The sequence below is a fragment of the Sulfitobacter sp. TMED3 genome (assembly GCF_002167505.1).
Classification (GTDB): domain Bacteria; phylum Pseudomonadota; class Alphaproteobacteria; order Rhodobacterales; family Rhodobacteraceae; genus Sulfitobacter; species Sulfitobacter pontiacus.
Window position 1 is genome coordinate 44,250 of sequence record NZ_NHBI01000017.1, and the last position, 23,625, is coordinate 67,874.

Consider the following 23,625-nt stretch of genomic DNA (forward strand, 5'->3'; position numbering starts at 1 on the left):
TGTTAGCCTTGCGCGCAAATACAAATGAGGCGTGCCAGTATGATCCGTAACCTTCTGTTGACCGCAAGCGTNTTGGCGCTGACCGGAGCCGTTGCAATGCCCGTACAGGCGCAATCGGCGGCGGGGGCCTATCTTGCCGGTCGGCATGCTGCGGTGCGCAGTGATTTTGCGGAATCTGCCAAGTATTATGGCGANGCGCTGGCGCTTGATCCNAAGAACCNCGAATTCCTTGAAAGCACGGTTCTGGCGNTGCTCTCNCTGGGGGATATCGACCGCGCCCTGCCTTTGGCGCGCATCATGGCCGCGTCGGACCAGCCCGGGCAGATCGCCTATCTGGTGACAACCGCTGGCATGGCGCAGGAAGAAAACTATGCGGGTCTGATCGAACAATCCGCNGACGAGGGCGGGATCGGCCCTTGGGTGGACGGTTTGGTCAAGGCTTGGGCGCATGTGGGCGTGGGCGACATGACCGCCGCCATCACNCAGTTCGACNATCTGAGCAAAGAAGCCGGCATGCAGGGGTTCGTGCTGTATCACAAGGCTTTGGCACTGGCGTCNGTCGGCGACTACGAAGGNGCNGAGGCGATCTTTGCTTCGAACCAAGCGGGATCGGCAGGGCANACACGNCGCGGTGTGATCGCGCGGGCGGAAATCCTTGGCCAGCTCGGGCGAAATGAACAGGCGCTTGCGCTGCTGACCGATAGTTTCGGGGCCAGCAGNGANCCCGAACTTGACGGNTTGGTCGCCGCCTTGCAGGGGGAGGGGCAGGNCGCCTTTACCCANATCCCCGATGCCAAGGCNGGCATTGCCGAAGTCTTCTTTACCTTCGCCGCCGTGCTGCGCAATGAAAGTGCCGGTGACTACTATGTGCTGCTTTATTCGCGCATCGCGCGTTACCTGCGCCCCGATCATATCGACGANCTGNTNCTGACCGCGGATCTGCTNGAAAACATCGGCCAGTACGAGCTTGCGATCGAGGANCTGCAGGACGTACCCGCCGACAACCCCGCCTATCACGCAGCCGAACTCGGGCGTGCGGCGGCGCTGCGACGGTCGAACAANCCGGAACAGGCGATCGAGGTTCTGCAACAGNTGACCCGCAGCCACGGCACATTGCCNTCGGTCCATTCCNCCTTGGGNGATGCGTTGCGNGCGCAGGACAACTTCAAGGCCGCAATCAAATCCTATGACCGCGCGATAGAGCTGACACCCGACAGCAATCCGCAACGCTGGGTGCTGTANTACGCCCGCGGCATTGCCGAAGAACGCTCTGGCAATGGCGAGGCATCCGAACGCGATTTTCGCGCCGCTCTCAAGATNAACCCCGATCAGCCTCAGGTGCTGAACTACCTCGGCTATTCGCTGGTGGAACAGGGGCGCAATCTGGACGAAGCGTTGAACATGATCGAACGCGCCGTCGCGGCGAGCCCTGAATCAGGCTATATCGTCGATTCACTGGGCTGGGTCTTGTACCGTTTGGGCCGCTACGAAGAGGCCGTCGACCAGATGGAGCGGGCCGTTGAGCTGGTCGCCGTTGATCCGGTGGTGAACGACCATTTGGGCGACGTTTACTGGTCCGTTGGCCGTCAACGCGAGGCTGAATTCCAATGGCGTCGGGCGCTATCGTTTGTGGATCCCGAAGACAAAGACAGCGAGGCGGATCCCGACCGCATGCGCCGCAAGCTCGAGGTGGGGCTGGACGCGGTATTGGCCGAAGAAGGGGCCGAGCCGCTTAGCAAAGCCACTGCCGAGAAATGACGACCCAAGCCGCTGCCCTCGGGGTTGCCAACGCGGGTTTCGCCTGGGCCAAGGTGAACCTGACCCTGCATGTCACGGGGCAGCGCAGCGATGGCTACCATCTGCTGGATAGTCTTGTGGTGCGCGCCGGCGTGGGCGACCGGATCGCGGTATCTCCCTCTGACCAGCTTGAGCTGTTTATCGATGGTCCCTATGGCGGTGCCGCCCCCCATGATGACCGCAACCTCGTGGTGCGTGCGGCAAGGCTGCTGGACGCGGGCGCGGGCAGGGGGGCGCGGTTGCATCTGACGAAAAACCTCCCCGCCGCGGCAGGGATCGGCGGAGGGTCGGCGGATGCGGCCACGGCGCTGCGCTTGCTCTCGGCGCATTGGGGGCTGCCGGTGCCCGAGGATGTGGCGCGACTGGGGGCCGATGTGCCGGTTTGCCTGCATGACACCCCCCAGCGGATGGAGGGGATCGGCGAGCGATTGACGTCCGCGCCCAAGCTGCCGCCCTGCTGGCTGGTGCTGATCAACCCGAATAAATCCGCCGCCACGCCCGAGGTCTTCTCAAGGCTCGAGTCCCGCGCCAACGCGCCCATGCCCAAAGAGCTGCCCGCATTCACCAGCGCGCCTGCGTTCGCCGCCTGGCTGGCCACACAGCGCAACGACCTGGAGGCACCGGCGATCCAGGTGGTGCCAGAGGTGGCAGAGTGTCTGGGCAGCCTACAGGACGCGCTGCTGGCGCGTATGTCGGGCTCTGGTGCGACCTGCTTTGGCCTTTACGAGACCGAAGCACTGGCGCAGCGCGCCGTCATGCGTATTGCCGCGGCACAGCCCGGCTGGTGGGTCACCGCCGCACCGATGCTGGGGTAGCTTCGGCACGCCCCAGTGGCGTGACGGTTAGCTAATACGCGCGACGACGTAATCGGCCAGATCGCGCAGCATCTGCGTCAGCTCGTGATCCGGCAGGGTGTTCAGCGCAGTCTTGGCCTGTTCCGCCCATGCCAGCGCCTCTGCCTTGGTTTCGTCCAAAGTGCCATGTGCATTCAGCAGCGACAGAGCGTGTTCAAGATCGCCGTCCTCCTGCTTGCCCTTCTCGATGGTGCGGGTCCAGAAGGCACGTTCGGTCGCGTCGCCTTTGGCGATCGCCTTGATCACGGGCAGGGTCAGCTTACGCTCGCGGAAGTCATCACCGATGTTCTTGCCGGTGGCATTCGGGTCGCCTTGGTAGTCCAGCAGATCGTCGACAATCTGGAACGCGATCCCCAAGGCATCACCATAGTCAAACAGGGCCTGAACCTGTGCGTCAGGGGCCGTGGCAATCACCCCGCCCACTTGCGTCGCCGCCGAAAACAACGCCGCCGTCTTCCCGCGCACGACCTGTAGGTAGATGCCTTCATCCGTGGCCAGATTCTGCGCGGCGGTCAGTTGCAGCACCTCGCCCTCTGCAATCGTGGCGGAGGCATTGGCAAGGATCGCCAGTACGCGCATGTTATTCGTCTCGGTCATCAGCTGGAAGCTGCGCGCGAAAAGGTAGTCGCCCACCAGCACCGAAGATTTGTTATCCCACAGCAGGTTGGCCGTCGGCCGCCCGCGACGCTGCGCGCTTTCATCGACCACGTCGTCGTGCAGCAGGGTCGCGGTGTGAATGAATTCGACTGTGGCGGCAAGGTGCACGTGGTAGGGGCCGTCATAGCCGCACAGACGCGCCGCAGCGAGGGTTAGCATCGGGCGCAGCCGCTTGCCGCCTGCCTCTACCAGATGGGCCGTGACCTCGGGGATGCGCGGCGCATGTTCTGACGCCATGCGGTCGCGGATCAGATCGTTCACCGCGGTCATATCCGCGTTGAGATAGGCCGCCATCCGGTCATGTGGTTTCTGGGTGTTTTCGCTCGTCATTTACACGACCTTAATTGGAAGGCTCGACAATCAACGTCGATTGCCCTTACATCTCTGTTATGAAGGAACTTTTGCGCACAACCGATCCGACAATAATCGCCTTTGCCAGCGCCCTTCTTCAGGGCGAGGATATAGACTGCTTTCCGCTGGACGTAAACATGAGCGTGCTTGAAGGCGGGATCGGCATTTTTCCCCGCCGCTTGATGGTGCACGACGACGATCACTCCGCCGCAACGCGGGTGTTGCGCGACAACGACATCCCCACCGGGTTGCCCAAATAACCGCTGTGGACGTCTTTGACCCCGACGCGCTCACGCGGGATGCGTTTCTGGGCGGCAAGCTGCATTTGTGGCAGCCGCGTAAAGGCTACCGTGCGGGCGTCGACCCTGTTTTATTGGCTGCAACGGTGCCGGCGCAGGCCGGTCAGCGCGTGCTAGAGCTGGGCTGCGGGGTAGGGGCGGCGTCGCTTTGTCTGGGCGCGCGGGTGCCGGGCTTGAAGCTGACAGGGGTCGAGATCCAGCCTGCCTATGCCGCGCTTGCACGGCGCAATAATCCAGCATTTGAAGTGGTTGAGGCCGACATTGATGCCATGCCGCTGGCCCTGCGACAGCGACAATTTGACCACGTTCTTGCCAACCCGCCGTATTTTGATCGCCACGCCTCTGTCGCGGCGACCAACAGCGGTCGTGAAACCGCTTTGGGTGAAGCGACCCCGTTGGAAACCTGGGTCAAGATCGCGGCCAAACGCCTTGCTCCGAAAGGACAGGCGCATTTTATCCATCGGGCGGAACGCCTGCCCGATCTGATCCGCGCGCTACCCCATGATATGGGCAGCATAGAGGTGCTGCCGATCGCACCGCGCATCGGTCGCATGGCTGAACTGGTCATCCTGCGCGCGCGCAAAAGCGGGCGGGGGGCGTTTCGCTTGAACGCGCCCCTTATCATGCACGAAGGTGCACAACATTTAAGCGACGGCGACAGCTATGTGCCCGAAATACGAGCGGTCCTGCGCGAGGGCGCAGCGCTGCCATTCTAAGCAGCCTCTCGCCGATATCTCAACTTGTCGATAGTTTTGCTGCGCTGCCGCGTGACAGGTGGAATATTTCGTGCTTCAATCATTCTACGCAACATAACCTAAGGAGAGTTACATGGCTTTTGACGCACATCTGGATGCTCTGAAACGGAAGCATTTGGCAATGAGTGACGCTGTAGAACAGGCCCAACGATCGCCGAGTATGGACGGGCTAAAGGTTGCGAATATGAAAAAGGAAAAGCTGCGCTTGAAAGAGGAAATTACCCGGCTTTCCGCCTGATAGATTACAATTCCGTTGGCGTGCCCATTGGGCCGCCGACAAAAAGGCCAGCGCGAAATGCGCTGGCCTTTTGCGTTCATGTCGGCTGTTTAGACCAGATGCTGTGCACCATTCGCGGTGATCGTGGACCCGTTGATAAAACCCGCATCATCACTGACTAGGAATACAACCGCGCGGGCGATTTCTTCGGGTTCGCCTAGGCGGCCGGTCGGGATTTGCGCCACGATAGAGTCGCGCACCTTCTCAGGCACCGCCATCACCATATCCGTCGCGATATAGCCGGGGCAGATCGCATTCGCGGTAATATTGGCACGCGCGCCTTCCTGAGCGAGTGATTTCACAATGCCCAGATCGCCTGCTTTGGTCGCGGCATAGTTCACCTGGGCGAACTGACCTTTCTGCCCGTTGATAGAGCTGATGACGACGATGCGACCGAATTTTCGTTCGCGCATGCCAGGCCAAACCGGGTGGATCGTATTGAAAACACCCGTCAAATTGGTGCCAACCACCTCGTTCCACTGGTCGGGCGTCATCTTGTGGAAAGGTGCGTCTCGGGTGATGCCTGCGTTCGCTACGACCACGTCAATCGGGCCTAAATCTTCTTCGACTTTGGCAATCCCGGCCTTGGAATCGTCATAGTCGGCGACGTTCCACTTGTAGGTTTTGATGCCCGTGGTTTCTGTAAACTGCGCGGCTGCCTCGTCGTTCCCGGCATATGTTGCCGCGACGGTGTATCCTGCGTCTTTCAAAGCTGTGGAAATAGCCGCCCCGATCCCGCGGCTTCCCCCTGTTACAAGTGCAACACGTGACATAAATCTCTCCCCTTAAGGCAATGTTGTTTCGTTTGCCTTATTAATTTCGTAATTTAATTACGTGGAGAATTTGTAGTCAGGCTTGGATTTCATTGCAACAGTTTACACAGGGAAAAAGCAGATGTTTTTCGCGTGGCGCGCGTTCTTGCCGAACACGCGCCAGGCTTGATCGATTATACAGCGTTATGGGCGCTCAAGACACATGGCCACGCCCATGCCGCCGCCGATGCACAGGGTCGCGAGGCCTTTTTTCGCGCCGCGTCGCTGCATCTCGAACAAAAGCGTGTTCAGGATGCGCGCGCCGGAGGCACCGATGGGGTGGCCGATTGCGATGGCACCGCCGTTCACGTTCACGATCGATGGATCCCACCCCATGTCCTTGTTGACCGCGCAGGCCTGCGCCGCGAACGCTTCGTTGGCTTCAACAAGGTCTAGATCCTCGGCCTTCCACCCCGCTTTCTCAAGCGCTTTACGCGATGCATAGATCGGGCCGGCACCCATGATCGTCGGGTCCAGGCCAACGGTCGCATAGGACGCGATGCGCGCCAAAGGTGTGATGCCGCGCTTTTCGGCGTTGTCTGCGGACATCAGCAATGCGCCAGCGGCCCCGTCGTTCAGGCCGGACGCATTGGCTGCGGTGACGGAACCGTCTTTGGTGAAGGCGGGGCGCAGTTTCTGCATCGCTTCCATCGTGGCACCGTGGCGGATGTATTCATCTTGATCGACAACCATCTCGCCCTTGCGGGTTTTGACAGTGAAAGGCACGATTTCGTCCTGGAATTTACCGGCCTTCTGGGCGGCTTCGGCTTTGTTCTGCGAGGCCACCGCGAATGCGTCTTGGGCGTCGCGGCTGATATCCCATTTAGCGGCAACGTTTTCAGCTGTTTGACCCATATGGTACCCGTGGAACGCATCCCACAGACCGTCGCGGATCATCGTATCGATAAGTTGCATGTCGCCCATTTTCTGGCCCGGACGCAGATTTTGTGCGTGGGGGCTCATCGACATGTTTTCCTGACCACCGGCTGCCACAATATCGGCGTCGCCCAATTGGATGTGCTGCGCTGCCAAAGCGACCGCGCGCAGACCGGAGCCGCAGACCTGGTTGATCGACCATGCCGCACTTTCGATGGGCAGACCTGCATTCACATGTGCCTGACGGGCAGGGTTTTGCCCCTGAGCGGCGGTCAGAACCTGACCCAGAATTGTTTCATTGACCTCGGAAGGGTCGATGCCTGCGCGGGCGACGATCTCTTTCAGCACCGCGGCGCCCAGATCGTGCGCGGGTGTATTTGCAAAGGATCCGCTGAAGCTGCCGACAGGCGTGCGCGCTGCGGATGCGATGACAACGTTGGTCATATGTGTTCTTCCCCTGAACTACTGACGTGGGGTAATATAATACGGCGTTTTCCCGTTCCCCCGTCTTCTATGGTTTGGACATATCCCATTGCTGCACATGCGGCAATCGCGCCATGTTCGCTTACGCATTTTTGCGCTCTTCCGGCGTGCTCTGCCAGTAGGGTTGGGTGGTTGGTGCGCCATACAGAAAGCCCTGTTGGCAATCGACCCCAAGCGCGAGAAGCAGGGATGCATCGTCTTGATTTTCCACCTGTTCGGCGACGGTTATCATGTCGAAGTTGCGCGCGATCGACACCATGATCGACACGATTGCACGATTGTCGGGGTGGTCGCTTACGCCACGGGCGAACTGCCCGTCGATCTTCAGAATGTCAAAGAACATCTCTTTCAAATAGCGGATGGCGATGTAGTCAGAGCCAAAGTTATCCAATGCAAAGCAAACGCCCCGTGTCTGGAGCTGGTCCATAAAGCTGGCGACAAGTTCTGGCATCTGCATCGCCGATTTTTCGCTAATTTCCAGAATGAGACGTTCGCCAATGGTACCGTCGCGCGACAGCCACCGATTCAAAAGGGTCGTCCATCCCGCATACCCGATAGAGCGCGCGGACATGTTGATCGAAAGGCGCAACCCTTTGTTTTCGCTCAGCGCGGCAAGCCCCGCATTGAGCGACAGCACATCAATCTCGCGGCCAAGCTGGGTCTTCTCGACCACGGGCATGAATTCGCGGGCGGGGATGACGCGACCGGTGGGATCCAGAATGCGAATGAAACCTTCGTAAAAGGCGATTTTTGGGTCGTCCGCGTCCCGCATGACAGGCTGGTATGCCATCAATGTCTGATTATGCGCGACAGCAGCCCTGACCATGGCCAATATGCTGCCGTCACGTTGGGTCAGCGCGTAGTCGAGCGGGTTTTTCGTTCCCTCAGGCAGATCGGCGAGCGGGTGTGGTGATATATCTTCCAAAGTGGCGCTTCCATTTATCGCTGTACTCATGTCACCTTGGCGCGGAAACTTGTAACGCCGGGTTAACGCGGCAATGCAGTACAAATTTTAGCCATCCGGCCAGATCCGTCGGAGAAGGGGATGCGGATGCAGCGGTGTGACTGGGCTGGGCCAGAGCAAATTTATCTGGATTATCATGACACTGACTGGGGTGTGCCGGAGTATGACAGCCGCGCGCTTTGGGAAAAACTGATCCTTGATGGCTTTCAGGCAGGGCTGAGTTGGATCACGATACTTAAAAAGCGAGAGAATTTTCGCGAGGCTTTTGCCGGTTTTGACCCTAATGTCATCGCCACATGGGGCGAAGCCGAGGTTGAACGCTTGCTCGCCAACCCCGGCATTATCCGCCACCGCGGAAAGATAGAGGCGGCGATTACAAATGCACGCGTTTGGCAAGAGATTGAAAAGAAGGAGGGATTTGATCGGTACTTATGGAAATACGTGGGGTTCGAGCCACTGCAAAACCGGTTTGAGCGTCAGTCGGATGTTCCCGCATGGACGCCGCTTTCAAAGCAGATATCGGCTGACTTGAAAAAACAGGGGTTTAAGTTCTGCGGCCCGACAATCGTCTATGCGTTTATGGAGGCTGTGGGCATGGTGAATGACCATTTGACGTGCTGTCCCCGTCATCAGGCTGTCGCGCAAATGCCCAAACATGACTGGGACGCTGGCTAGGCCACTGTGACCGTGTTAGGCGGTAACGGTACTTAGGCGCTTTGCGAGTTGGTCAAGCATCACAATCGTGTCGCCGCTGGTCGAGAATGCCTTGGTGCGGCAGTAGTCGACGTTGACCACGATATCGCGATGACATGCTGCCTCTGGCGAGGTCTGGACCGCGTTCTTTACCACGTCAGCGATGTTGAGCGTGGATTGCGTTTTAAGCGCGGGCGAGAGCGCGGCGAAGGTGCCGTTTGATCGATATGTCACGATAAGGTTCAGGCTGCTGAGCGCATCGGTCAACCTGCGTGCCAATCCGACGGAAAACTCGACGCGCTGGTCTTGCGGAACCTGCGAAAGCACATCCGCAAAGTTCTGCAGCACGATCACAGCAATCTGCATGCCGCCACCAAACTCGGATTGCATGCGCATAATGCAGTTTTCAAAGGCGTCCTGCGGGACAAGGCCGCTCTCGGAAAGCTCGGAGGGCGACATCGGACGGTCGAGCGCGAGCTCTTTCAGAACGTCGAAATTCTCTTGGTTGGGGGATTCATGCGGGCGTTTCAGGTGCCGGACAAATTCGGCGTTGCGCATTTCTGCACCATGAATACGTGCCTCAAGGTCGAAGAACTCGAACGGTTTGATGATATAGTCCCACGCGCCCGCCACGAAGGATTTCGCGATGCTTTCGCTGTTCTTTACCCCGGTGAGCATGATGATGGGCACGAATTCGTACCCGTCGATTTGTCGGATGTGGGGGATCAGTTCTACGCCGGACATTTCCGGCATCTGGATGTCGAGCAGTAGGCAGTCGAAAATAACCGGCGCGCTATGGATGACTTCAAGCGCCTCCTTGCCGGAGGCGGCCGTGCGGACATATTCGTGATCTTGCGTCCGAAGATATTCTTCTAGCAAATTGCGCAGATCTTGATTGTCCTCGACGGCCAAGATACTCATGCGCGTGGTCTTTCGACGCGATGCACCACAACTGCGTTATGAGTTCCGATGAAGTGCATTGGATGCAAACAGTACCCGCCGCGATAGCCCATGTTATGCGTCACACTAGCCCCCTCAAACCGTTCAACACCTTGATGCTGCGTGACAATCGTTAACATTTCAACTTAAAAGTGCCCGCTTTAACTTTTTGTTAACGATTTTGGCGATTTTAAGGCAACGTTCGGCGGGTCACATGACGTAGGGCGGCGGAGCGTTCATCGAAATGCGCATTTTCACGGACTTCCCGGCCGCTACTGCCTAATAAGCTGCGATTTGAGGCTAATTGGCCCAAGTTCGTGCATTGACTCCAACCCGCAGCACCGTATAAGCGCCGCTTGATTGGTGTTGGTGGACCCCGCAAGGGGAACCCTGTCAGGCTTCGGCCAGAGGACAACGCCCTTTACCGCCCGTCGCAATCCTGCGGGGGCCTCAAAAAGGAGAACAGCCGTGACTAAGCGTACAGCTGCCAAGCACAAAATTGACCGCCGTATGGGCGAAAACATCTGGGGCCGTCCTAAGTCCCCAGTGAACCGTCGTGAATACGGCCCCGGCCAGCACGGTCAGCGCCGCAAGGGCAAAATGTCCGACTTCGGCATTCAGCTGCGCGCCAAGCAGAAGCTGAAAGGCTACTACGGCGATCTGACCGAAAAGCAATTCCGCCGCATCTACGGTGAAGCCGAGCGTGTAAAAGGTGACACAGGTGAAAACCTGATCGGTCTGCTGGAGCGTCGTCTGGACGCAGTTGTATACCGCGCCAAATTCGTCGCGACCGTTTTCGCTGCGCGCCAGTTCGTGAACCACGGCCACGTCAAAGTGAACGGCAAGAAGGTTAACATTCCTTCCTACCGCGTCAAAGAAGGCGACGTGATCGAAGTGCGTGACCGTTCCAAGCAAATGGTTGCCCTGCTCGAAGCGACACAACTGGCAGAGCGTGACGTGCCTGACTACATCGAGGCGGATCACTCCAAGATGACAGCGACATTCGTGCGCACCCCCGCTTTGGGCGACGTGCCATACCCTGTCATGATGGAACCGAACCTCGTGGTCGAATTCTACGCGAAGAACTAAGGTTCCTCGCATATCAATGCCGAAGGGGCCACGCTGGAAAGACCGGCGTGGCCCTTTTTGCGTTTGGTGACGCGCCTTTAGCGCGGGGCCATATGACGCTGGGACAAGATCGTAGTGGCGCTGGCGACGGCGCGCGTTTATGGTCCGCCCGACAGGAGACATGACAGATGACAACCGCTATTCGCCCGCAACCCGGCATTATGGACATCGCGCTGTATCAAGGCGGGGCGTCCCATGTGGCGGGACTTGATAATGTGATCAAGCTCAGCTCGAACGAGAACCCGCTTGGCCCGTCCGACGCGGCCGTCAAAGCGTTCCGCGATGCGTCCTATGATCTGCACCGCTATCCGTCCTCTGATCATACCGCGCTGCGTCAGGCGATCGCGCAGGTGCACGGGCTGGACGCTGACCGCATCATTTGCGGGGCCGGCTCGGACGAGATCATCGCCTTTTTGTGCCAGGCGTTCTCGGGCGAGGGGACAGAGGTGCTGCACACCGTGCACGGTTTTGGCATGTACCGGATCTCCGCGCTGGCCAACGGGGCGACCCCGGTCGAGGTGCCCGAAAACGAACGGGTCACGGATGTGGATGCGCTGCTCGCGGGGTGCACCGACAAAACGCGGCTGGTGTTCATTGCGAACCCGAACAACCCCACCGGCACCATGATCGGGCTGAGCGAGATTGAACGCCTTGCCGCCGGTATCCCCAAACAGGCAATTCTGGTGCTCGACGGGGCCTATGCCGAATATGTCGAAGGCTATGACGGCGGCGCGGCTTTGGTCGATAGCCACGATAATATCGTGATGACGCGGACGTTCTCGAAGCTGTACGGTCTGGGCGGGCTGCGGATCGGTTGGGGCTATGCACCGGCGCATATTATCGATGTGCTGAATCGTGTGCGCGGGCCGTTCAACCTGTCGCAAGCCGCGCTGAATGCGGCGACGGCGGCGATCAAGGATACCGGCTACGCCGCCCATTGCCGGAGCGAGAACGCCAAATGGCGCAGTTGGATGGCTGATGCGCTGGCAGAGATCGGCGTGCCGTCTGATGTGTCTTGCGCGAACTTCATCCTCGCGCGGTTCAAGTCGCAGGAAGAGGCCGAGGCCTGTGATGAATACCTCAAGACCCAAGGGTTGATCGTGCGGCGCGTGGCGGGCTACCAGCTGCCGACCTGCTTGCGGATCACCGTGGGCGATGAAAGCGCATGCCGCCGCGTGGTGCATGCGATCCGACAGTTTAAAGGCGACTGATATGCCCGTAATTTATGAGAAAGTCGCGCTGATCGGCTTGGGGCTGATCGCCTCTTCGATGTTCTGGGCGATGAAGCGCGGCGGGCTTGCGGGCCATGTGTCGGGCTTTGCGCGCAGCGCCGAAACCCGCGACACCGCCCGCGAGATTGGCCTGTGCGACGAGGTCTGCGATTCCATTGCCAAGACGGTGAAAGACGCGGATCTTGTGGTGCTTTGTGTACCCGTCGGCGTCATGGGGTCGGTCGCGGCCGAGATGGCCGGGCATCTCAAACCCGGCTGCACGGTGACGGATGTTGGGTCGGTCAAGGCGGATGTGATCGCGCAAGTGGGCCCACTGCTGCCCGACGGGGTGCATTTCATCCCGGCACACCCTTTGGCGGGGACCGAACACTCCGGCCCACGCAGCGGCTTTGCAGAGCTTTTTGACAACCGCTGGTGCCTGCTGGTGCCTGTGCCCGACACCAACGCCAATGCGATCTCGCGGTTGCGGAACCTCTGGGATGGTATGGGTGCCAATGTCGAGGAAATGGATGCGGAGCATCACGATCTGGTGCTTGCGGTGACCAGCCATGCGCCGCACTTGATCGCATATACGATGGTGGGCGTGGCCGACGACCTGCGCCGCGTGACCGATAGCGAAGTGATCAAATATTCCGCTGCGGGTTTTCGCGACTTTACCCGCATCGCGGCAAGCGATCCGACCATGTGGCGCGATGTGTTTCTGACCAACAAGGAGGCCACGCTCGAGATTCTGGGCCGCTTTACGGAAGAGCTTTTCGCATTGCAGCGCGCGATCCGTATGGGGGATGGCGATCATCTGCATGATTACTTCACCCGTACCCGGGCGATCCGTCGCGGGATTATCGAAGCGGGGCAGGACACGGATGCGCCGAACTTTGGTCGCCAACCCGGCAATAAATGATCCGGGCGGCGCTGATATACGCGCTGCTTTCCGGTGCCGCACTGGCCGGACCCGATACCTCTTTGCGCCCGCCGGCCGCGGCCGGGGGTGCTGCGCTGACACCCCAAGGGTCGATTGCCACGCCGCCGCGCAATGCGGGGGCCAAACGCGCGATAGCGGCCACGGGCGGGATCGCCTCCTCGTTACGGCCCAGCCTGCGCAGCCGTAAGGTAGAACAAGCGGCCAAGGCCAAACGCCGCCTGCTGGCCAAGGGCGCGGTATGCGGGGATATTTCCATTCAGGGCAAGGCGATCGGACGGGTGCAACCCAAGCTCAAGGGATGTGGTGTCAGCGATGCGGTGCAGATCCAGTCGGTGTCGGGCGTGCGGTTGAGCCAAGCGGCGGTGATGGACTGCAAGACTGCCAAAGCATTGAAAACATGGATTGATCAATCGGCAAAGCCCGCTTTTGCCGGTCAGGGTGGCCTGCGCGGGCTGCGTGTCGCCGCGCATTACGCCTGCCGGACGCGCAACAACCAGCCGGGTGGCAAGATATCAGAACACGGGCGCGGGCGGGCGATCGATATCTCGGGTTTCCAGATGCACAGCGGCGCTGAGGTCAGTGTGTTGAAGGGCTGGAATGCCCCCGCCAGCCGTAAGGCCATGCGTCGGGTGCACAAGGGGGCCTGCGGGCCGTTTGGCACCGTGCTTGGCCCGAAAGCGAACCGCTTCCATCTGGATCACTTTCATTTCGACACCGCGCGGTATCGCAAGGGGACCTACTGTCGTTGATTTAACGCAATTCAGCGCAAGATAATCTTGGGTGCTCGGCCCAAGGGGATGAACCCCATAGACATTTTTCCGTCCTTCACGGTGATGTCCAGATCCAGCGCATCGGTGTTTCCCGACATTTGCGCCAACCCCTTCAGCATTTGTTCCGCTTGGGGGCGGAAGTTGGGGGGGATGTACCCCGCGCTCTCGGCCATGGTCAGCATCGTCGGCCAGTCTTGTGCCGCGACCGACAATGTCCCTGTCGCCAGACCATCTTCGGCGACTGCAATTGTGCCGCTCAGGGACAGGGCAATGTCGCCCCAGGCAAGCTCGGCATGACGCAGGTCGATCACGCGGGGCTGGGGGCGGGTCCGGCCAAGGGCCTTACGGTCCCACAGCCGGTCAAAGGTGATGGTCGCTTTGGCGGTGACGGTGTCAAACGCCTCTGCCCAATTGTCGGGCAGGCCGAACAGACCGCGCAGTGCAGCACTGGGGGTGACGTTTTGCGCGTCCAGCGCCAGATCATAGATCGGCTGGCCGACGGTCTGTTGCACAGCGCTGGCGTTCAGGCCGCGCCCCTCGACAGGGCCGGTGACGGGCAGGTCAAGCACCCAGGCACCGCCGTCCAGCGTCAACCGGTCCAGCTGGCCGGAAACACTGGGGCGTAGGCGCAGATCGGTGGTCACGTCCTCGGCCGACAACATGGCGCGCAAGTTGGGGCCGGACAGGCCAAGTTCGATATAGGGCGAGGCAACGGTGACATATCCGGGCCAGTATGCGGGGGTAGAGATGTCGATGCGCTTTGCCGCGACGGCACTGGCGATCCCGCGCCCGGCACTTTGGGCCGGCGGGGTCAGGGTCACATCGGTCAGACGGGTTTGCAACCGCGTGGGGAAGCCCTGCTTTTTCATTTCGCCCACGTCTGCCTGCCACCCGGCTGCGCGGCGCGTTTCGATCAGTTTCGCGATGCCCCGCTGCAATCCGGACGAGGCAGCGACCCACCATCCGCACCAAACCGCCGCCAGAACGACAATAACCAACACGACCTTGCCCATTTTACCCAACACCTTATTAACGCCTGCGATAGCGCAGCTTTAAACAAGCCAATGATAAAGGACCAGAGACATGGCAATGTGGGTGTTCGGTTACGGCAGCTTATTGTGGAAACCGGGGTTTGACGTCGCGGAAAGCGTGATCGGGCGGTTGCCCGGGTATGCGCGGTCTTTCTGCATGCGCTCCATCCACCACCGTGGCTCGGTCGAACGTCCGGGGCTTGTGCTGGCGCTGGATGCGGATACCGGCACGGCCTGCGATGGCATGGCGCTGCGCGTGGCACCGGGCACCGAAGAGGCGACGCTGGCATATTTGCGCGAACGCGAGCTTGTCTCGTCGGCTTATGTAGAGAAAACCCTGGATGTGCAGCTAGAGGACGGGCGCACCGTGGCGGCCTTGGTCTATGTGATTGACGCGGAACATGACCAATACTGCGGCGGCTTGCCGCTAGAAGAGCAGGCGCAGATCATCTCGGGCGCGGTTGGCGGCATGGGGCCGAATACCGAATATCTGTTCAACACCGCAGCGCATCTGACGCAGATCGGGCTGCATGATCCGTCGCTGGCGTGGCTGCACGACCGCGTAAAGACTTTATGCGCATAAACCCGTGGCATAACCGTCGGGATTAAGTGTAGGCTGCGGCAACAGAAGCACAAAAGTGTCAGGAGCCACGAGGCATGGCGCAGTCAGATCGCGAATCCAAACCACAGTTTTCCCAGCCGGTGCGGCAGATCACGCTGATGCTGATCGCCCTCGGGCTGACCTGCATCGGGGCTTTTCTGGCGCTGCCAAGCGTTTTGCCTATTTTTGCGGCGAACCCCTATTTGAACGGGGTCATCATTGTCGTCTTCTTCATCGGTGTGATCGCCTGCTTTTATCAGGTGGTGCAGCTGATCGGCTCTGTCCGCTGGATCGAGAATTTCGCCTCTGACGCGCCCAATGCCGATGCCGTCGCCCCGCAGCTGCTGGCACCGCTGGCATCGCTGCTGCGCACACGCGGCGCGCGCATGCAGGTGAACGCGACCTCCACCCGCTCTATCCTGGATTCCGTCGCCACCCGCATCGACGAAGCGCGCGAGATCACGCGTTATATCGTCAACATGCTGATCTTCCTCGGGCTTCTGGGCACGTTCTACGGCTTGGCGACGACTGTACCGGCGGTGGTTGAAACCATCCGCAGCCTCGCCCCGCAAGAAGGGGACGGCAGCACCGATATGTTCGCGCGGCTGATGACGGGGCTGGAATCGCAGCTTGGCGGTATGGGGGTGGCGTTCGGGTCGTCCCTTTTGGGGCTGGCGGGGTCGCTGGTGGTTGGCTTGCTTGAACTCTTTGCCGGTCACGGGCAGAACCGCTTTTATCAAGAGCTTGAAGATTGGCTCAGCTCGATCACCCGCGTCGGTTTTTCCTCGGGCGAGGACGGCGCATCGGATCAAAACGCGGTGGCAGGTGTGCTGGATCACATGGCCGAACAGATGGACAGCCTGCGTCAGCTGATCGGACAATCGGCGGAAAGCCAGACCGCGTTGAACAGCAAGATCGGTGCGCTGGCCGCCACGATGGAGGAACTGTCGGCGCGGGCCGCACAGACCGATACGCCGGCCGAAAGCCTTGATCGGATCGCCAAGGGGCAGGAGCGTATGGTGGCCGTGCTTGAAGGGCAGGGTGAACACGAACGCGCGGATGCGGAAAGCCGGATGCGCCTGCGGTCGATCGACGTGCAGATGCTGCGTATTCTCGAAGAGATTTCGGCCGGACGGCAGGAGACTATGGCCGAGTTGCGCAAGGATATATCCTTGCTGGCCAAGGCGCTGTCGGCTCCGCGTGGCGCTGAGCCGCGCCGCTTGCGCACCCCTGACCGCACCGACACCGAGGGCAGCTGATCATGGCGCTTTCCCGACGTACTGGGGCACGGTTTCAGGGCTCGATCTGGCCGGGATTCGTGGATGCGATGACGGGTCTTTTGCTGGTGCTGATGTTCGTGCTGACCATCTTTATGGTGCTGCAAGCCGTTCAGACCCAGCGGATCAACGGCCAAGAGAACGAGCTGAATTCACTGTCGGGGGAAGTCGCGGCGCTGGCGCAAGCGCTTGGGATGGAACGGCAAACCACGGCCGAGCTCGAGGCAGAACTGGGGACGCTGAACACATCCCTCACCGCTGCGCGCGATCAGGCGGCAGAGCAGGCGGCGATGATCGCCTCCTTGACCGCGACACGCGCTGCGCAGGCCGCACAGCTTGACGCGGCAGAGGCCAAGATCACCGGTTTCGAGGCGCAGGTGGCAAGCCTGTTGTCCCAACGGGATGCGGCGGTCGCCCGTGGAGAGGCGCTTGAGACGCGACAAGAAGAACTGCTGAGCGCGCAAGAGGCGTTGAACCTTGCCTTGGCGCAGGCGCGGTCAGAAACGGACGCCCAGGCCGAAGCCGCCCGCCTTGCCGCCGCCCGCCGTGATGCGCTGACAGCGCTGGTGGATGATCTGCGGGCGCAAAATGAGGATGCGCAGGCCGCATTGGAAACCGCCGCCGCGCAGAANGCCGCCGCGCTGTCNGAGGCCGAAGCNGCNCGTCTGGNCGAAGNNGCCGCCGNCGAACGCTTGCGCGAAAAGCTGGAAAATGCCGATGCAGAGCTGACCGCAATGACGCTGGCGCTAGAGACGCAGCGCCAAGAGGCCGAGGATACGCTGACCCTGCTGGCCGCCGCCCGCGCTGCCAAGGAAACGCTGGATGCAGAACTTGCCGCTGCGCTGGCGGAAACCGAAACTCTTGAGGCAACACAGGCCGATCGGGCAGAGCTGCGCGCCAAACTGGCGGATGCGCTTGCGGCAAAGCTTGCCGCTGAGAACCGCGCCGAGGCAGAGCTGTCGGATGCAGAGAAACAGGCCGCTTTGCTGGATGCTGCCCGGTCCGAGCTGGCGCAGGAAGAAGCGGCGACTGCTGCGGCACAACGCCAGACAGAACTATTGAACCAGCAGGTTGCCGCCCTGCGCGGCCAGTTGGGGGAGCTGCAATCCCTGCTGGATGATGCCGTCGCACGCGATGCCGCGAAAGAGGTGCAGTTGCAATCGCTGGGGTCAGACCTGAACACCGCCCTCGCACGGGTCGCCGCCGAAGAACGCCGCCGTGCCGAGCTTGAAGCGGCTGAACGTGCGCGGCTTGAGGCCGAGACGAAGAACCTTGAACAATACCGGTCCGAGTTCTTTGGCCGCTTGCGCGCGCTTTTGGGCAATCAGGAGGGTGTGCGCATCGAGGGGGACCGTTTCGTCTTCTCTTCCGAGGTGTTGTTCCCCCCGGGGGCCGCCACGCTGTCCGCCGATGGTCGCGGAGAGATCGCCAAGGTCGCCGGTATCCTGCGCAACATCGCGGCCGATATCCCGCCTGAAATCGACTGGGTCATTCGCGTAGACGGGCATACCGACAACCAGCCGCTGTCGGGGTTGGGCGAATTTGCGGATAACTGGGAGCTTAGTCAGGCGCGCGCCCTGTCGGTGGTCAAATATATGATCAACTTCCTCGGGATTGCACCGGAACGGCTGGCCGCGAACGGCTTTGGCCAATATCAGCCCGTTGCCAGTGGCAACACCGAAGCCGCCCGCGCGCAAAACCGCCGGATCGAGCTTAAGCTGACCGAGAGGTAGCGTTATTTGACCTCGATTTCCGTGCTGCGTTGGCTGATGATCTGCAGGCCGCGGATCATCGTCACCGTGCCGGTATAGGTGCCCGCGGGCCAGTCCACGCGGCCACGTTTGCCGATGGCGCGAAAGGCTTGGGCCTGGGTTTTGGTCAGCGTCACATCATCCGCGATCACCATGCCGTCAGGGCCGGTGATGGACAGGTTCACGATGTCATGCGCCCGCGTGCCAAACATGTAGCCCCAGACAACCAGCGCATCCGCATCCACGGGCAGGGACGCCGCCGCTGCCTCGCCTTGTTTGATGGCGTCATAGGCGGGGACCGCATCGGCAAAACCAATGCTGATCAGCCCACCGGCGCGGTAGTCGGGCCGTTCGGCCCAAAGATTGCTATCACCGGGCGCGTCGCAGCTGGTGGTCCCATCGGGATCGAAGGGATCAACGACGGCCCCGTCTTTGCGCACCGACAGATGCACATGGGGGAAGGCGGCCTTTCCCGACTGCCCGACAAAGCCGATGGTGTCGCCCGAAGCGACCTCTTGCCCCTTGGTAACGCTGACGGAGCCTTGTTTGAGGTGGCAGTACTGGGTTTCCCAACCGTTCCCGTGGTCAAGCACGACGCCGTTGCCACATTCCTTACCGTCGATATCGGCGGCGTTTTCGCTGGTGTAGCCGCTGTCAGCCATACCGTCGCGCATACCGGTGACACGGCCTGCGGCGCTGGCAAGGACGGGGATGTTGTCGGCGATACGGGCCCGGCTGGGCAGTGCGAAATCCGTGCCTTTGTGCCCGTCATAGCTTAGCGCGGCACAGGTGAAATCCATCGCATCAGACGACGGGTCGCTATCGACATACTGCTGGATGAAGCAGTCTGTGCCAAGGTCGCAATCAAGGGGAGGGGAGATAAGAAAACCCTCTGCCAGCACGGGGCTGGCAAAGGGCAGGGCAAGCGCAAATACGGCGCTGCGTGGTATCATTCAGCTGTCAGCAACGGTGGCTTGTTGCCTGTCAGCTTGGGGTTTTCCGACCCGAGGATCGTCAGGTCCAGCTCGCCCTTCTTGACGTTGACCTTGACCACACCACCTTTCGCCAGCTTGCCGAACAGCAGCTCTTCGGCGAGGGGCTTTTTGATGTGCTCTTGGATGACGCGTCCAAGGGGGCGCGCACCCATCCGTGCATCATAGCCTTTGTCGCCCAGCCATTCGGCGGCTTTGGTGGACAGTTCAATCGTCACGTTGCGGTCCATCAGCTGAGCTTCAAGCTGCAGCACGAACTTCTCGACCACCCGCAAGATCACGTCTTTCGGAAGCGGCGCAAAGCTGATCACCGCGTCCAGACGGTTGCGGAATTCGGGCGTGAAGGTCCGTTCGATCGCGGCGGTATCCTCGCCGGTGCGACGGTCACGGCCAAAGCCGATCGCTTCTTTCGCCTGCTCGGACGCGCCTGCGTTCGACGTCATGATCAGCACGACATTGCGGAAATCCACTGTCCGGCCGTTATGGTCCGTCAGCTTGCCGTGATCCATCACCTGCAACAGGATGTTGTAGACGTCCGGGTGGGCTTTCTCCATCTCGTCGAGCAGCAGAACGCAGTGCGGGTGCTGGTCAACGCCATCGGTCAACATGCCGCCCTGATCAAACCCGACATAGCCGGGAGGGGCACCGATCAGGCGGGAAACGGCGTGTTTNTCCATGTANTCAGACATGTCGAAACGCAGCAGTTCCACACCAAGCGTGTCGGCCAGCTGTTTCGCCACCTCGGTCTTACCTACACCTGTCGGCCCTGCGAACAGGTAGTTGCCGATGGGTTTTTCGGGCTCGCGCAGGCCGGCACGGGCCAGTTTGATCGCGGACGACAGGGCTTCGATCGCCTTGTCCTGACCGAAGACGACGCGTTTCAGCGATGCCTCAAGATCCTTGAGCACAATCACATCATCCTTGGACACGTTCTTGGGCGGGATGCGCGCGATCTTGGCNACCACGGCTTCGACNTCTTTGGTGCCGATGGTCTTGCGCCGTTTNGAGGCCGCCAGCAGATGCTGCGCCGCGCCCGCTTCGTCGATCACATCGATGGCGGAGTCAGGCAGTTTGCGGTCGTTGATATAGCGGTGCGCCAGTTCAACCGAGGTCCGGATCGCGTCAGAGGTATATTTGACCGAGTGGTGATCCTCNAAATAGGGTTTGATGCCNCGCAGGATTTTCACCGCATCCTCGACCGAAGGCTCGTTCACATCGATCTTTTGGAAACGACGCGCAAGGGCACGGTCNTTTTCGAAATGCTGGCGGAATTCCTTGTAGGTGGTCGACCCCATNGTGCGCAGCTTGCCGCCCGCAAGCGCGGGTTTCAGCAGGTTGGAGGCATCCATCGCGCCGCCGGATGTGGCACCGGCACCGATAACGGTGTGGATCTCGTCGATGAACAGGACGGCGTTGTCATGTTCTTCCAGCTCGGTCACGACGGCTTTCAGNCGTTCTTCGAAATCACCGCGGTAGCGGGTGCCNGCCANCAANGCGCCCATGTCGAGCGAATAGATCGTGGTTTCGGCCAAGACCTCGGGCGTTTCACCNGCAACGATCTTGCGCGCCAGCCCTTCGGCGATGGCGGTTTTCCCGACGCCGGGGTCACCCACCAGCAGCGGNTTGTTCTTGCGGCGGCGGCACAGCACCTGAATGCAGCGTTCCACCTCGTCCGACCGGCCGATCAGCGGATCAACGTCGCCTTCGCGGGATTTCGCGTTCAGATCAACGGTGTATTTCGCCAGCGCGGATTCTTTCTTGTCGCCATCGGTGACACCTTGGGCTTCTTCCTCGTGATCCGGCGCACCGGACACGGGGCGTGGTTCACCGAAAGCCGGATCCTTGGCGACGCCATGCGCGATGTAATTGACCGCATCATAGCGCGTCATATCCTGTTCTTGCAGGAAGTAGGCGGCGTTACTTTCGCGTTCCGCAAAAATCGCGACCAGCACGTTCGCGCCGGTCACTTCGGTCCGGCCAGAGGATTGCACATGGATCGCCGCGCGCTGGATCACCCGCTGGAACGCTGCCGTTGGCACCGCTTCGGAGCCGTCAACATCGGTGACCAGATTGTTCAGGTCTTCATCGACAAATTCGACCAGCGTTTCGCGCAGTTCGGTCATATCGACGGAACAGGCTTTCATCACCTGCACGGCGTCGGGTTCGTCGATCAGGGCCAAAAGAAGATGTTCAAGCGTAGCGAATTCATGTTTGCGCGCATTGGCAAGGGCCAGCGCCGCGTGAATGGCTTGTTCTAGGGTAGACGAGAATGAAGGCACAGGCGTGCTCCTTTTCGATCTGTGTCGGAGGGGGCGTCAGAAACAGGACGCGCCGCAACCGAGCATGGCCTCATAGTATTAGAGTTTGGTTGATCACGGCGCAGCTTCAAGGTTTTTCTGCAATATCGCTGTCACATTTATCGTGAACGTCGATTTTAGACCATGATTGCGGCGGTCAGAAACGGTCTTTGCGCGCGCGAATTTCGGCAAACACATCGGTGTCGGTGGCGTTGACCATCCCCAGTTGCGCACGGATGCCCGGATCGGACGGGCGCAGAAAGGGGTTGGTTTCAAGTTCCGTTGAAAGCGTCGAGGGAACTGTCGGCTCGCCATCAGCACGGGCCTGATCGATCTCTCTTGCACGAGATATAAGTGCCGCGTTTTCCGGATCAACCGTCAGGGCGAATTTTGCGTTCGACTGCGTGTATTCGTGACCCGAACATACGGTGGTATCGGCGGGCAGGCGCATCAGCTTTTGCAGGCTGTCCCACATCTGCGCGGGCGTGCCTTCGAACAAACGACCACAACCAAGCGCCATCAGGCTGTCGGCGGTAAAGACGCATTTGGCCGCGGGGACGTGAAAGGCAATATGCCCGACGGTATGGCCCGACACATCGATCACATCGACCGTATGCGCGCCGAAGGTGAAGGATTGCCCGTCGTCATAGGCCGCGTCCAGCGGGGGCAGGCGTTCGGCATCAGCCTTGGCACCGATCACGCGGGCAGGGTGGTCGGCAATCAGCGCGGGCACGCCCTGAATGTGGTCGGGGTGGTGATGGGTCAGCCAGATCTCCGTGAGGGTCCAGCCCAGCTCGTCCAGCTTGGCAGCGATCGGCGCGGCCTCGGGCACGTCGATCAAGGCGACCTTGCCGCTGGTCTGGTCGCGCAGCAGGAAGGCGTAGTTGTCGGACAGGCAGGGGATGGTCACAAGATCAAAGGACATGGCAGCGGCTCCGGTCGGGGTTTCGGGGTGCGGATCACCACGCTAGCGCGGGCAGGGCGGTGCTGCAAACGGGTTTCGCGCAGTCCGCTCTTTTGCGGCGCGTGGCTTTGGTCTAGGGTCGGGGCGATCCACCCAACAAGGCCCTTTGCCCATGCACCTTGATGTCCAAGACCTGCGCAACTTTTACTATCGCAGTGCCCTTGGCCGCGCGGCGCAGCATTCCTTGCGTACCCGCATGCTTGAGCTTTGGCCCGAGGCCAAGGGCCAGACCGTTGTGGGCTTTGGTTTCGCGGCCCCCTTGCTGCGCCCCTATCTGGCGGATGCGCGGCGGGTGATGACGCTGATGCCGGGGCCGCAGGGGGTCATGCCTTGGCCCGCGGGCATGCCCAATACCTCTGTGCTGACCGAAGAAACGCTCTGGCCGATCGAAACCGGACATGTCGACCGGCTGGTTCTGATGCACGGGCTTGAAACGTCTGACCGACAGGGCGACCTGCTAGAGGAATGCTGGCGCGTGTTGGGGCCGGGGGGCAGGGCGCTGTTCATCGTGCCCAACCGTGCAGGGTTCTGGGCGCGTAGCGATATCACGCCCTTCGGATACGGGCGGCCCTATTCGCTGGGGCAGCTCGAAACGCAACTGCGCAAACACCAGTTCCTGCCAGAGCGCCAGTTGGGTGCGCTGTATCTGCTGCCCTCGACCAGACGGACGTTCCGGCGCGCGGGGCCGCTGTTTGAAAAGGTCGGGCGGCACATGCCGACGATCATGGCGGGCGGGGCGTTNATGGNCGAGGTGACCAAGCTGGTGTACCCGCCCAAGGGCAAGGTTGCACGCACGCCAGCGCGCCGGTCGATCCGCGTTNTGGAAGGGGTCGGCGCGGTGACGCCTTCGGCAGTTTAGGCGGNCCTGCCNCAGCCTATGTGACCCCCGCNCCACGGCGGCAA

General features: G+C 60.7%; 23 protein-coding genes. 14 read left to right on the forward strand and 9 right to left on the reverse strand.

What is annotated here, in order from left to right:
• Positions 1-39 precede the first annotated feature (39 nt).
• Both CBB63_RS05050 and CBB63_RS05055 read left to right on the forward strand, forming a co-directional pair.
• Entirely contained in the window at positions 40-1,758 is a 1,719-nt protein-coding gene (locus CBB63_RS05050) for a tetratricopeptide repeat protein (RefSeq protein WP_286698374.1), read from the forward strand.
• Positions 1,755-2,612 carry a 4-(cytidine 5'-diphospho)-2-C-methyl-D-erythritol kinase gene (locus CBB63_RS05055; protein WP_286698375.1) on the forward strand — a complete coding sequence of 286 codons (858 nt, stop codon included), beginning with the start codon at positions 1,755-1,757 and terminating at the stop codon, positions 2,610-2,612. Before CBB63_RS05050 ends, CBB63_RS05055 begins: the two co-directional genes overlap by 4 nt.
• A 27-nt stretch (positions 2,613-2,639) precedes the next feature.
• Here the strand turns inward: CBB63_RS05055 and CBB63_RS05060 are convergent, their stop codons facing one another.
• Positions 2,640-3,638, reverse strand: coding sequence for a polyprenyl synthetase family protein (locus CBB63_RS05060; protein WP_286698376.1), 999 nt, complete (start codon positions 3,636-3,638; stop codon positions 2,640-2,642).
• A 59-nt stretch (positions 3,639-3,697) separates the two neighbouring features.
• Between CBB63_RS05060 and CBB63_RS05065 the strand changes: the two genes are divergently transcribed.
• From CBB63_RS05065 to CBB63_RS05075, 3 genes are all read left to right on the forward strand, one after another.
• Positions 3,698-3,919: a putative signal transducing protein gene (locus tag CBB63_RS05065; RefSeq protein WP_009825221.1), complete on the forward strand. Its 222-nt coding sequence runs from the start codon at positions 3,698-3,700 to the stop codon at positions 3,917-3,919.
• Positions 3,920-3,924: 5 nt separating this feature from the next.
• Entirely contained in the window at positions 3,925-4,674 is a 750-nt protein-coding gene (locus CBB63_RS05070) for a tRNA1(Val) (adenine(37)-N6)-methyltransferase (RefSeq protein ID WP_286698377.1), read from the forward strand.
• A gap of 112 nt (positions 4,675-4,786) precedes the next feature.
• A complete protein-coding gene (locus CBB63_RS05075; protein WP_005849604.1) occupies positions 4,787-4,951 on the forward strand; it encodes a YdcH family protein in 165 nt (54 codons plus the stop codon).
• Positions 4,952-5,040: 89 nt separating this feature from the next.
• On the opposite strand, the gene phbB is transcribed toward CBB63_RS05075, so the two are convergent.
• From phbB to CBB63_RS05090, 3 genes are all read right to left on the reverse strand, one after another.
• Positions 5,041-5,763 (reverse strand): acetoacetyl-CoA reductase, encoded by a 723-nt coding sequence (phbB, locus tag CBB63_RS05080; RefSeq protein WP_005849603.1) that lies wholly within the window; start codon positions 5,761-5,763, stop codon positions 5,041-5,043.
• A 183-nt stretch (positions 5,764-5,946) separates the two neighbouring features.
• A complete protein-coding gene (locus CBB63_RS05085; RefSeq protein ID WP_286698378.1) occupies positions 5,947-7,122 on the reverse strand; it encodes an acetyl-CoA C-acetyltransferase in 1,176 nt (391 codons plus the stop codon).
• 121 nt (positions 7,123-7,243) lie between these two features.
• Positions 7,244-8,086, reverse strand: coding sequence for an EAL domain-containing protein (locus CBB63_RS05090; protein WP_286698460.1), 843 nt, complete (start codon positions 8,084-8,086; stop codon positions 7,244-7,246).
• Positions 8,087-8,212: 126 nt separating this feature from the next.
• Here CBB63_RS05090 and CBB63_RS05095 point away from each other — a divergent pair, with 126 nt between their 5' ends.
• Positions 8,213-8,800 carry a DNA-3-methyladenine glycosylase I gene (locus CBB63_RS05095; RefSeq protein WP_286698379.1) on the forward strand — a complete coding sequence of 196 codons (588 nt, stop codon included), beginning with the start codon at positions 8,213-8,215 and terminating at the stop codon, positions 8,798-8,800.
• A gap of 15 nt (positions 8,801-8,815) precedes the next feature.
• Here CBB63_RS05095 and CBB63_RS05100 read toward each other — a convergent pair whose 3' ends face one another.
• Complete coding sequence (locus tag CBB63_RS05100; RefSeq protein WP_286698380.1) at positions 8,816-9,739, reverse strand: response regulator; 924 nt, start codon at positions 9,737-9,739, stop codon at positions 8,816-8,818.
• Between the two features lie 486 nt (positions 9,740-10,225).
• Between CBB63_RS05100 and rpsD the strand changes: the two genes are divergently transcribed.
• The 4 genes from rpsD (at position 10,226) to CBB63_RS05120 (ending at position 13,788) form a co-directional block, all read left to right on the forward strand.
• Positions 10,226-10,846, forward strand: coding sequence for a 30S ribosomal protein S4 (gene rpsD, locus CBB63_RS05105; RefSeq protein ID WP_005849596.1), 621 nt, complete (start codon positions 10,226-10,228; stop codon positions 10,844-10,846).
• A 167-nt stretch (positions 10,847-11,013) separates the two neighbouring features.
• Positions 11,014-12,096, forward strand: coding sequence for a histidinol-phosphate transaminase (hisC, locus tag CBB63_RS05110; protein ID WP_278425512.1), 1,083 nt, complete (start codon positions 11,014-11,016; stop codon positions 12,094-12,096).
• A 1-nt stretch (position 12,097) separates the two neighbouring features.
• Complete coding sequence (locus CBB63_RS05115; RefSeq protein WP_005849593.1) at positions 12,098-13,018, forward strand: prephenate/arogenate dehydrogenase family protein; 921 nt, start codon at positions 12,098-12,100, stop codon at positions 13,016-13,018.
• Entirely contained in the window at positions 13,015-13,788 is a 774-nt protein-coding gene (locus CBB63_RS05120) for an extensin-like domain-containing protein (protein ID WP_286698381.1), read from the forward strand. Before CBB63_RS05115 ends, CBB63_RS05120 begins: the two co-directional genes overlap by 4 nt.
• A gap of 11 nt (positions 13,789-13,799) precedes the next feature.
• Here the strand turns inward: CBB63_RS05120 and CBB63_RS05125 are convergent, their stop codons facing one another.
• Positions 13,800-14,834 carry a DUF2125 domain-containing protein gene (locus CBB63_RS05125; protein ID WP_286698382.1) on the reverse strand — a complete coding sequence of 345 codons (1,035 nt, stop codon included), beginning with the start codon at positions 14,832-14,834 and terminating at the stop codon, positions 13,800-13,802.
• A gap of 58 nt (positions 14,835-14,892) precedes the next feature.
• On the opposite strand from CBB63_RS05125, the gene CBB63_RS05130 reads away from it, so the two are divergent.
• From CBB63_RS05130 to CBB63_RS05140, 3 genes are all read left to right on the forward strand, one after another.
• Positions 14,893-15,423, forward strand: a complete 531-nt coding sequence (locus CBB63_RS05130) for a gamma-glutamylcyclotransferase (protein WP_005849587.1) — start codon at positions 14,893-14,895, stop codon at positions 15,421-15,423.
• A 74-nt stretch (positions 15,424-15,497) separates the two neighbouring features.
• Entirely contained in the window at positions 15,498-16,700 is a 1,203-nt protein-coding gene (locus CBB63_RS05135; protein WP_005849585.1) for a hypothetical protein, read from the forward strand.
• Between the two features lie 2 nt (positions 16,701-16,702).
• On the forward strand, positions 16,703-18,451 hold the full coding sequence (locus CBB63_RS05140) for a peptidoglycan -binding protein (RefSeq protein ID WP_286698383.1): 1,749 nt from the start codon (positions 16,703-16,705) through the stop codon (positions 18,449-18,451).
• A 2-nt stretch (positions 18,452-18,453) separates the two neighbouring features.
• Here the strand turns inward: CBB63_RS05140 and CBB63_RS05145 are convergent, their stop codons facing one another.
• The 3 genes from CBB63_RS05145 to gloB form a co-directional block, all read right to left on the reverse strand.
• Positions 18,454-19,422, reverse strand: a complete 969-nt coding sequence (locus tag CBB63_RS05145; protein WP_286698384.1) for a M23 family metallopeptidase — start codon at positions 19,420-19,422, stop codon at positions 18,454-18,456.
• Entirely contained in the window at positions 19,419-21,740 is a 2,322-nt protein-coding gene (gene clpA, locus CBB63_RS05150; RefSeq protein WP_286698385.1) for an ATP-dependent Clp protease ATP-binding subunit ClpA, read from the reverse strand. Before clpA ends, CBB63_RS05145 begins: the two co-directional genes overlap by 4 nt.
• Positions 21,741-21,915: 175 nt before the next feature.
• On the reverse strand, positions 21,916-22,683 hold the full coding sequence (gene gloB, locus CBB63_RS05155; RefSeq protein ID WP_037944769.1) for a hydroxyacylglutathione hydrolase: 768 nt from the start codon (positions 22,681-22,683) through the stop codon (positions 21,916-21,918).
• 151 nt (positions 22,684-22,834) lie between these two features.
• Between gloB and CBB63_RS05160 the strand changes: the two genes are divergently transcribed.
• Complete coding sequence (locus CBB63_RS05160; RefSeq protein WP_286698386.1) at positions 22,835-23,581, forward strand: methyltransferase domain-containing protein; 747 nt, start codon at positions 22,835-22,837, stop codon at positions 23,579-23,581.
• Positions 23,582-23,625 lie beyond the last annotated feature (44 nt).

Bases quoted from the DNA above. Each gene is read 5' to 3' on its own strand.
- CBB63_RS05055 (WP_286698375.1), top strand. From the start codon at position 1,755: ATGACGACCCAAGCCGCTGCCCTCGGGGTTGCCAACGCGGGTTTCGCC.
- hisC (WP_278425512.1), top strand. From the start codon at position 11,014: ATGACAACCGCTATTCGCCCGCAACCCGGCATTATGGACATCGCGCTG.
- CBB63_RS05120 (WP_286698381.1), top strand. From the start codon at position 13,015: ATGATCCGGGCGGCGCTGATATACGCGCTGCTTTCCGGTGCCGCACTG.
- CBB63_RS05095 (WP_286698379.1), top strand. From the start codon at position 8,213: ATGCAGCGGTGTGACTGGGCTGGGCCAGAGCAAATTTATCTGGATTAT.
- phbB (WP_005849603.1), bottom strand. From the start codon at position 5,763: ATGTCACGTGTTGCACTTGTAACAGGGGGAAGCCGCGGGATCGGGGCG.
- CBB63_RS05115 (WP_005849593.1), top strand. From the start codon at position 12,098: ATGCCCGTAATTTATGAGAAAGTCGCGCTGATCGGCTTGGGGCTGATC.
- gloB (WP_037944769.1), bottom strand. From the start codon at position 22,683: ATGTCCTTTGATCTTGTGACCATCCCCTGCCTGTCCGACAACTACGCC.
- CBB63_RS05100 (WP_286698380.1), bottom strand. From the start codon at position 9,739: ATGAGTATCTTGGCCGTCGAGGACAATCAAGATCTGCGCAATTTGCTA.
- CBB63_RS05085 (WP_286698378.1), bottom strand. From the start codon at position 7,122: ATGACCAACGTTGTCATCGCATCCGCAGCGCGCACGCCTGTCGGCAGC.
- CBB63_RS05075 (WP_005849604.1), top strand. From the start codon at position 4,787: ATGGCTTTTGACGCACATCTGGATGCTCTGAAACGGAAGCATTTGGCA.
- CBB63_RS05060 (WP_286698376.1), bottom strand. From the start codon at position 3,638: ATGACGAGCGAAAACACCCAGAAACCACATGACCGGATGGCGGCCTAT.
- CBB63_RS05145 (WP_286698384.1), bottom strand. From the start codon at position 19,422: ATGATACCACGCAGCGCCGTATTTGCGCTTGCCCTGCCCTTTGCCAGC.
- CBB63_RS05130 (WP_005849587.1), top strand. From the start codon at position 14,893: ATGGCAATGTGGGTGTTCGGTTACGGCAGCTTATTGTGGAAACCGGGG.
- CBB63_RS05065 (WP_009825221.1), top strand. From the start codon at position 3,698: ATGAAGGAACTTTTGCGCACAACCGATCCGACAATAATCGCCTTTGCC.
- CBB63_RS05135 (WP_005849585.1), top strand. From the start codon at position 15,498: ATGGCGCAGTCAGATCGCGAATCCAAACCACAGTTTTCCCAGCCGGTG.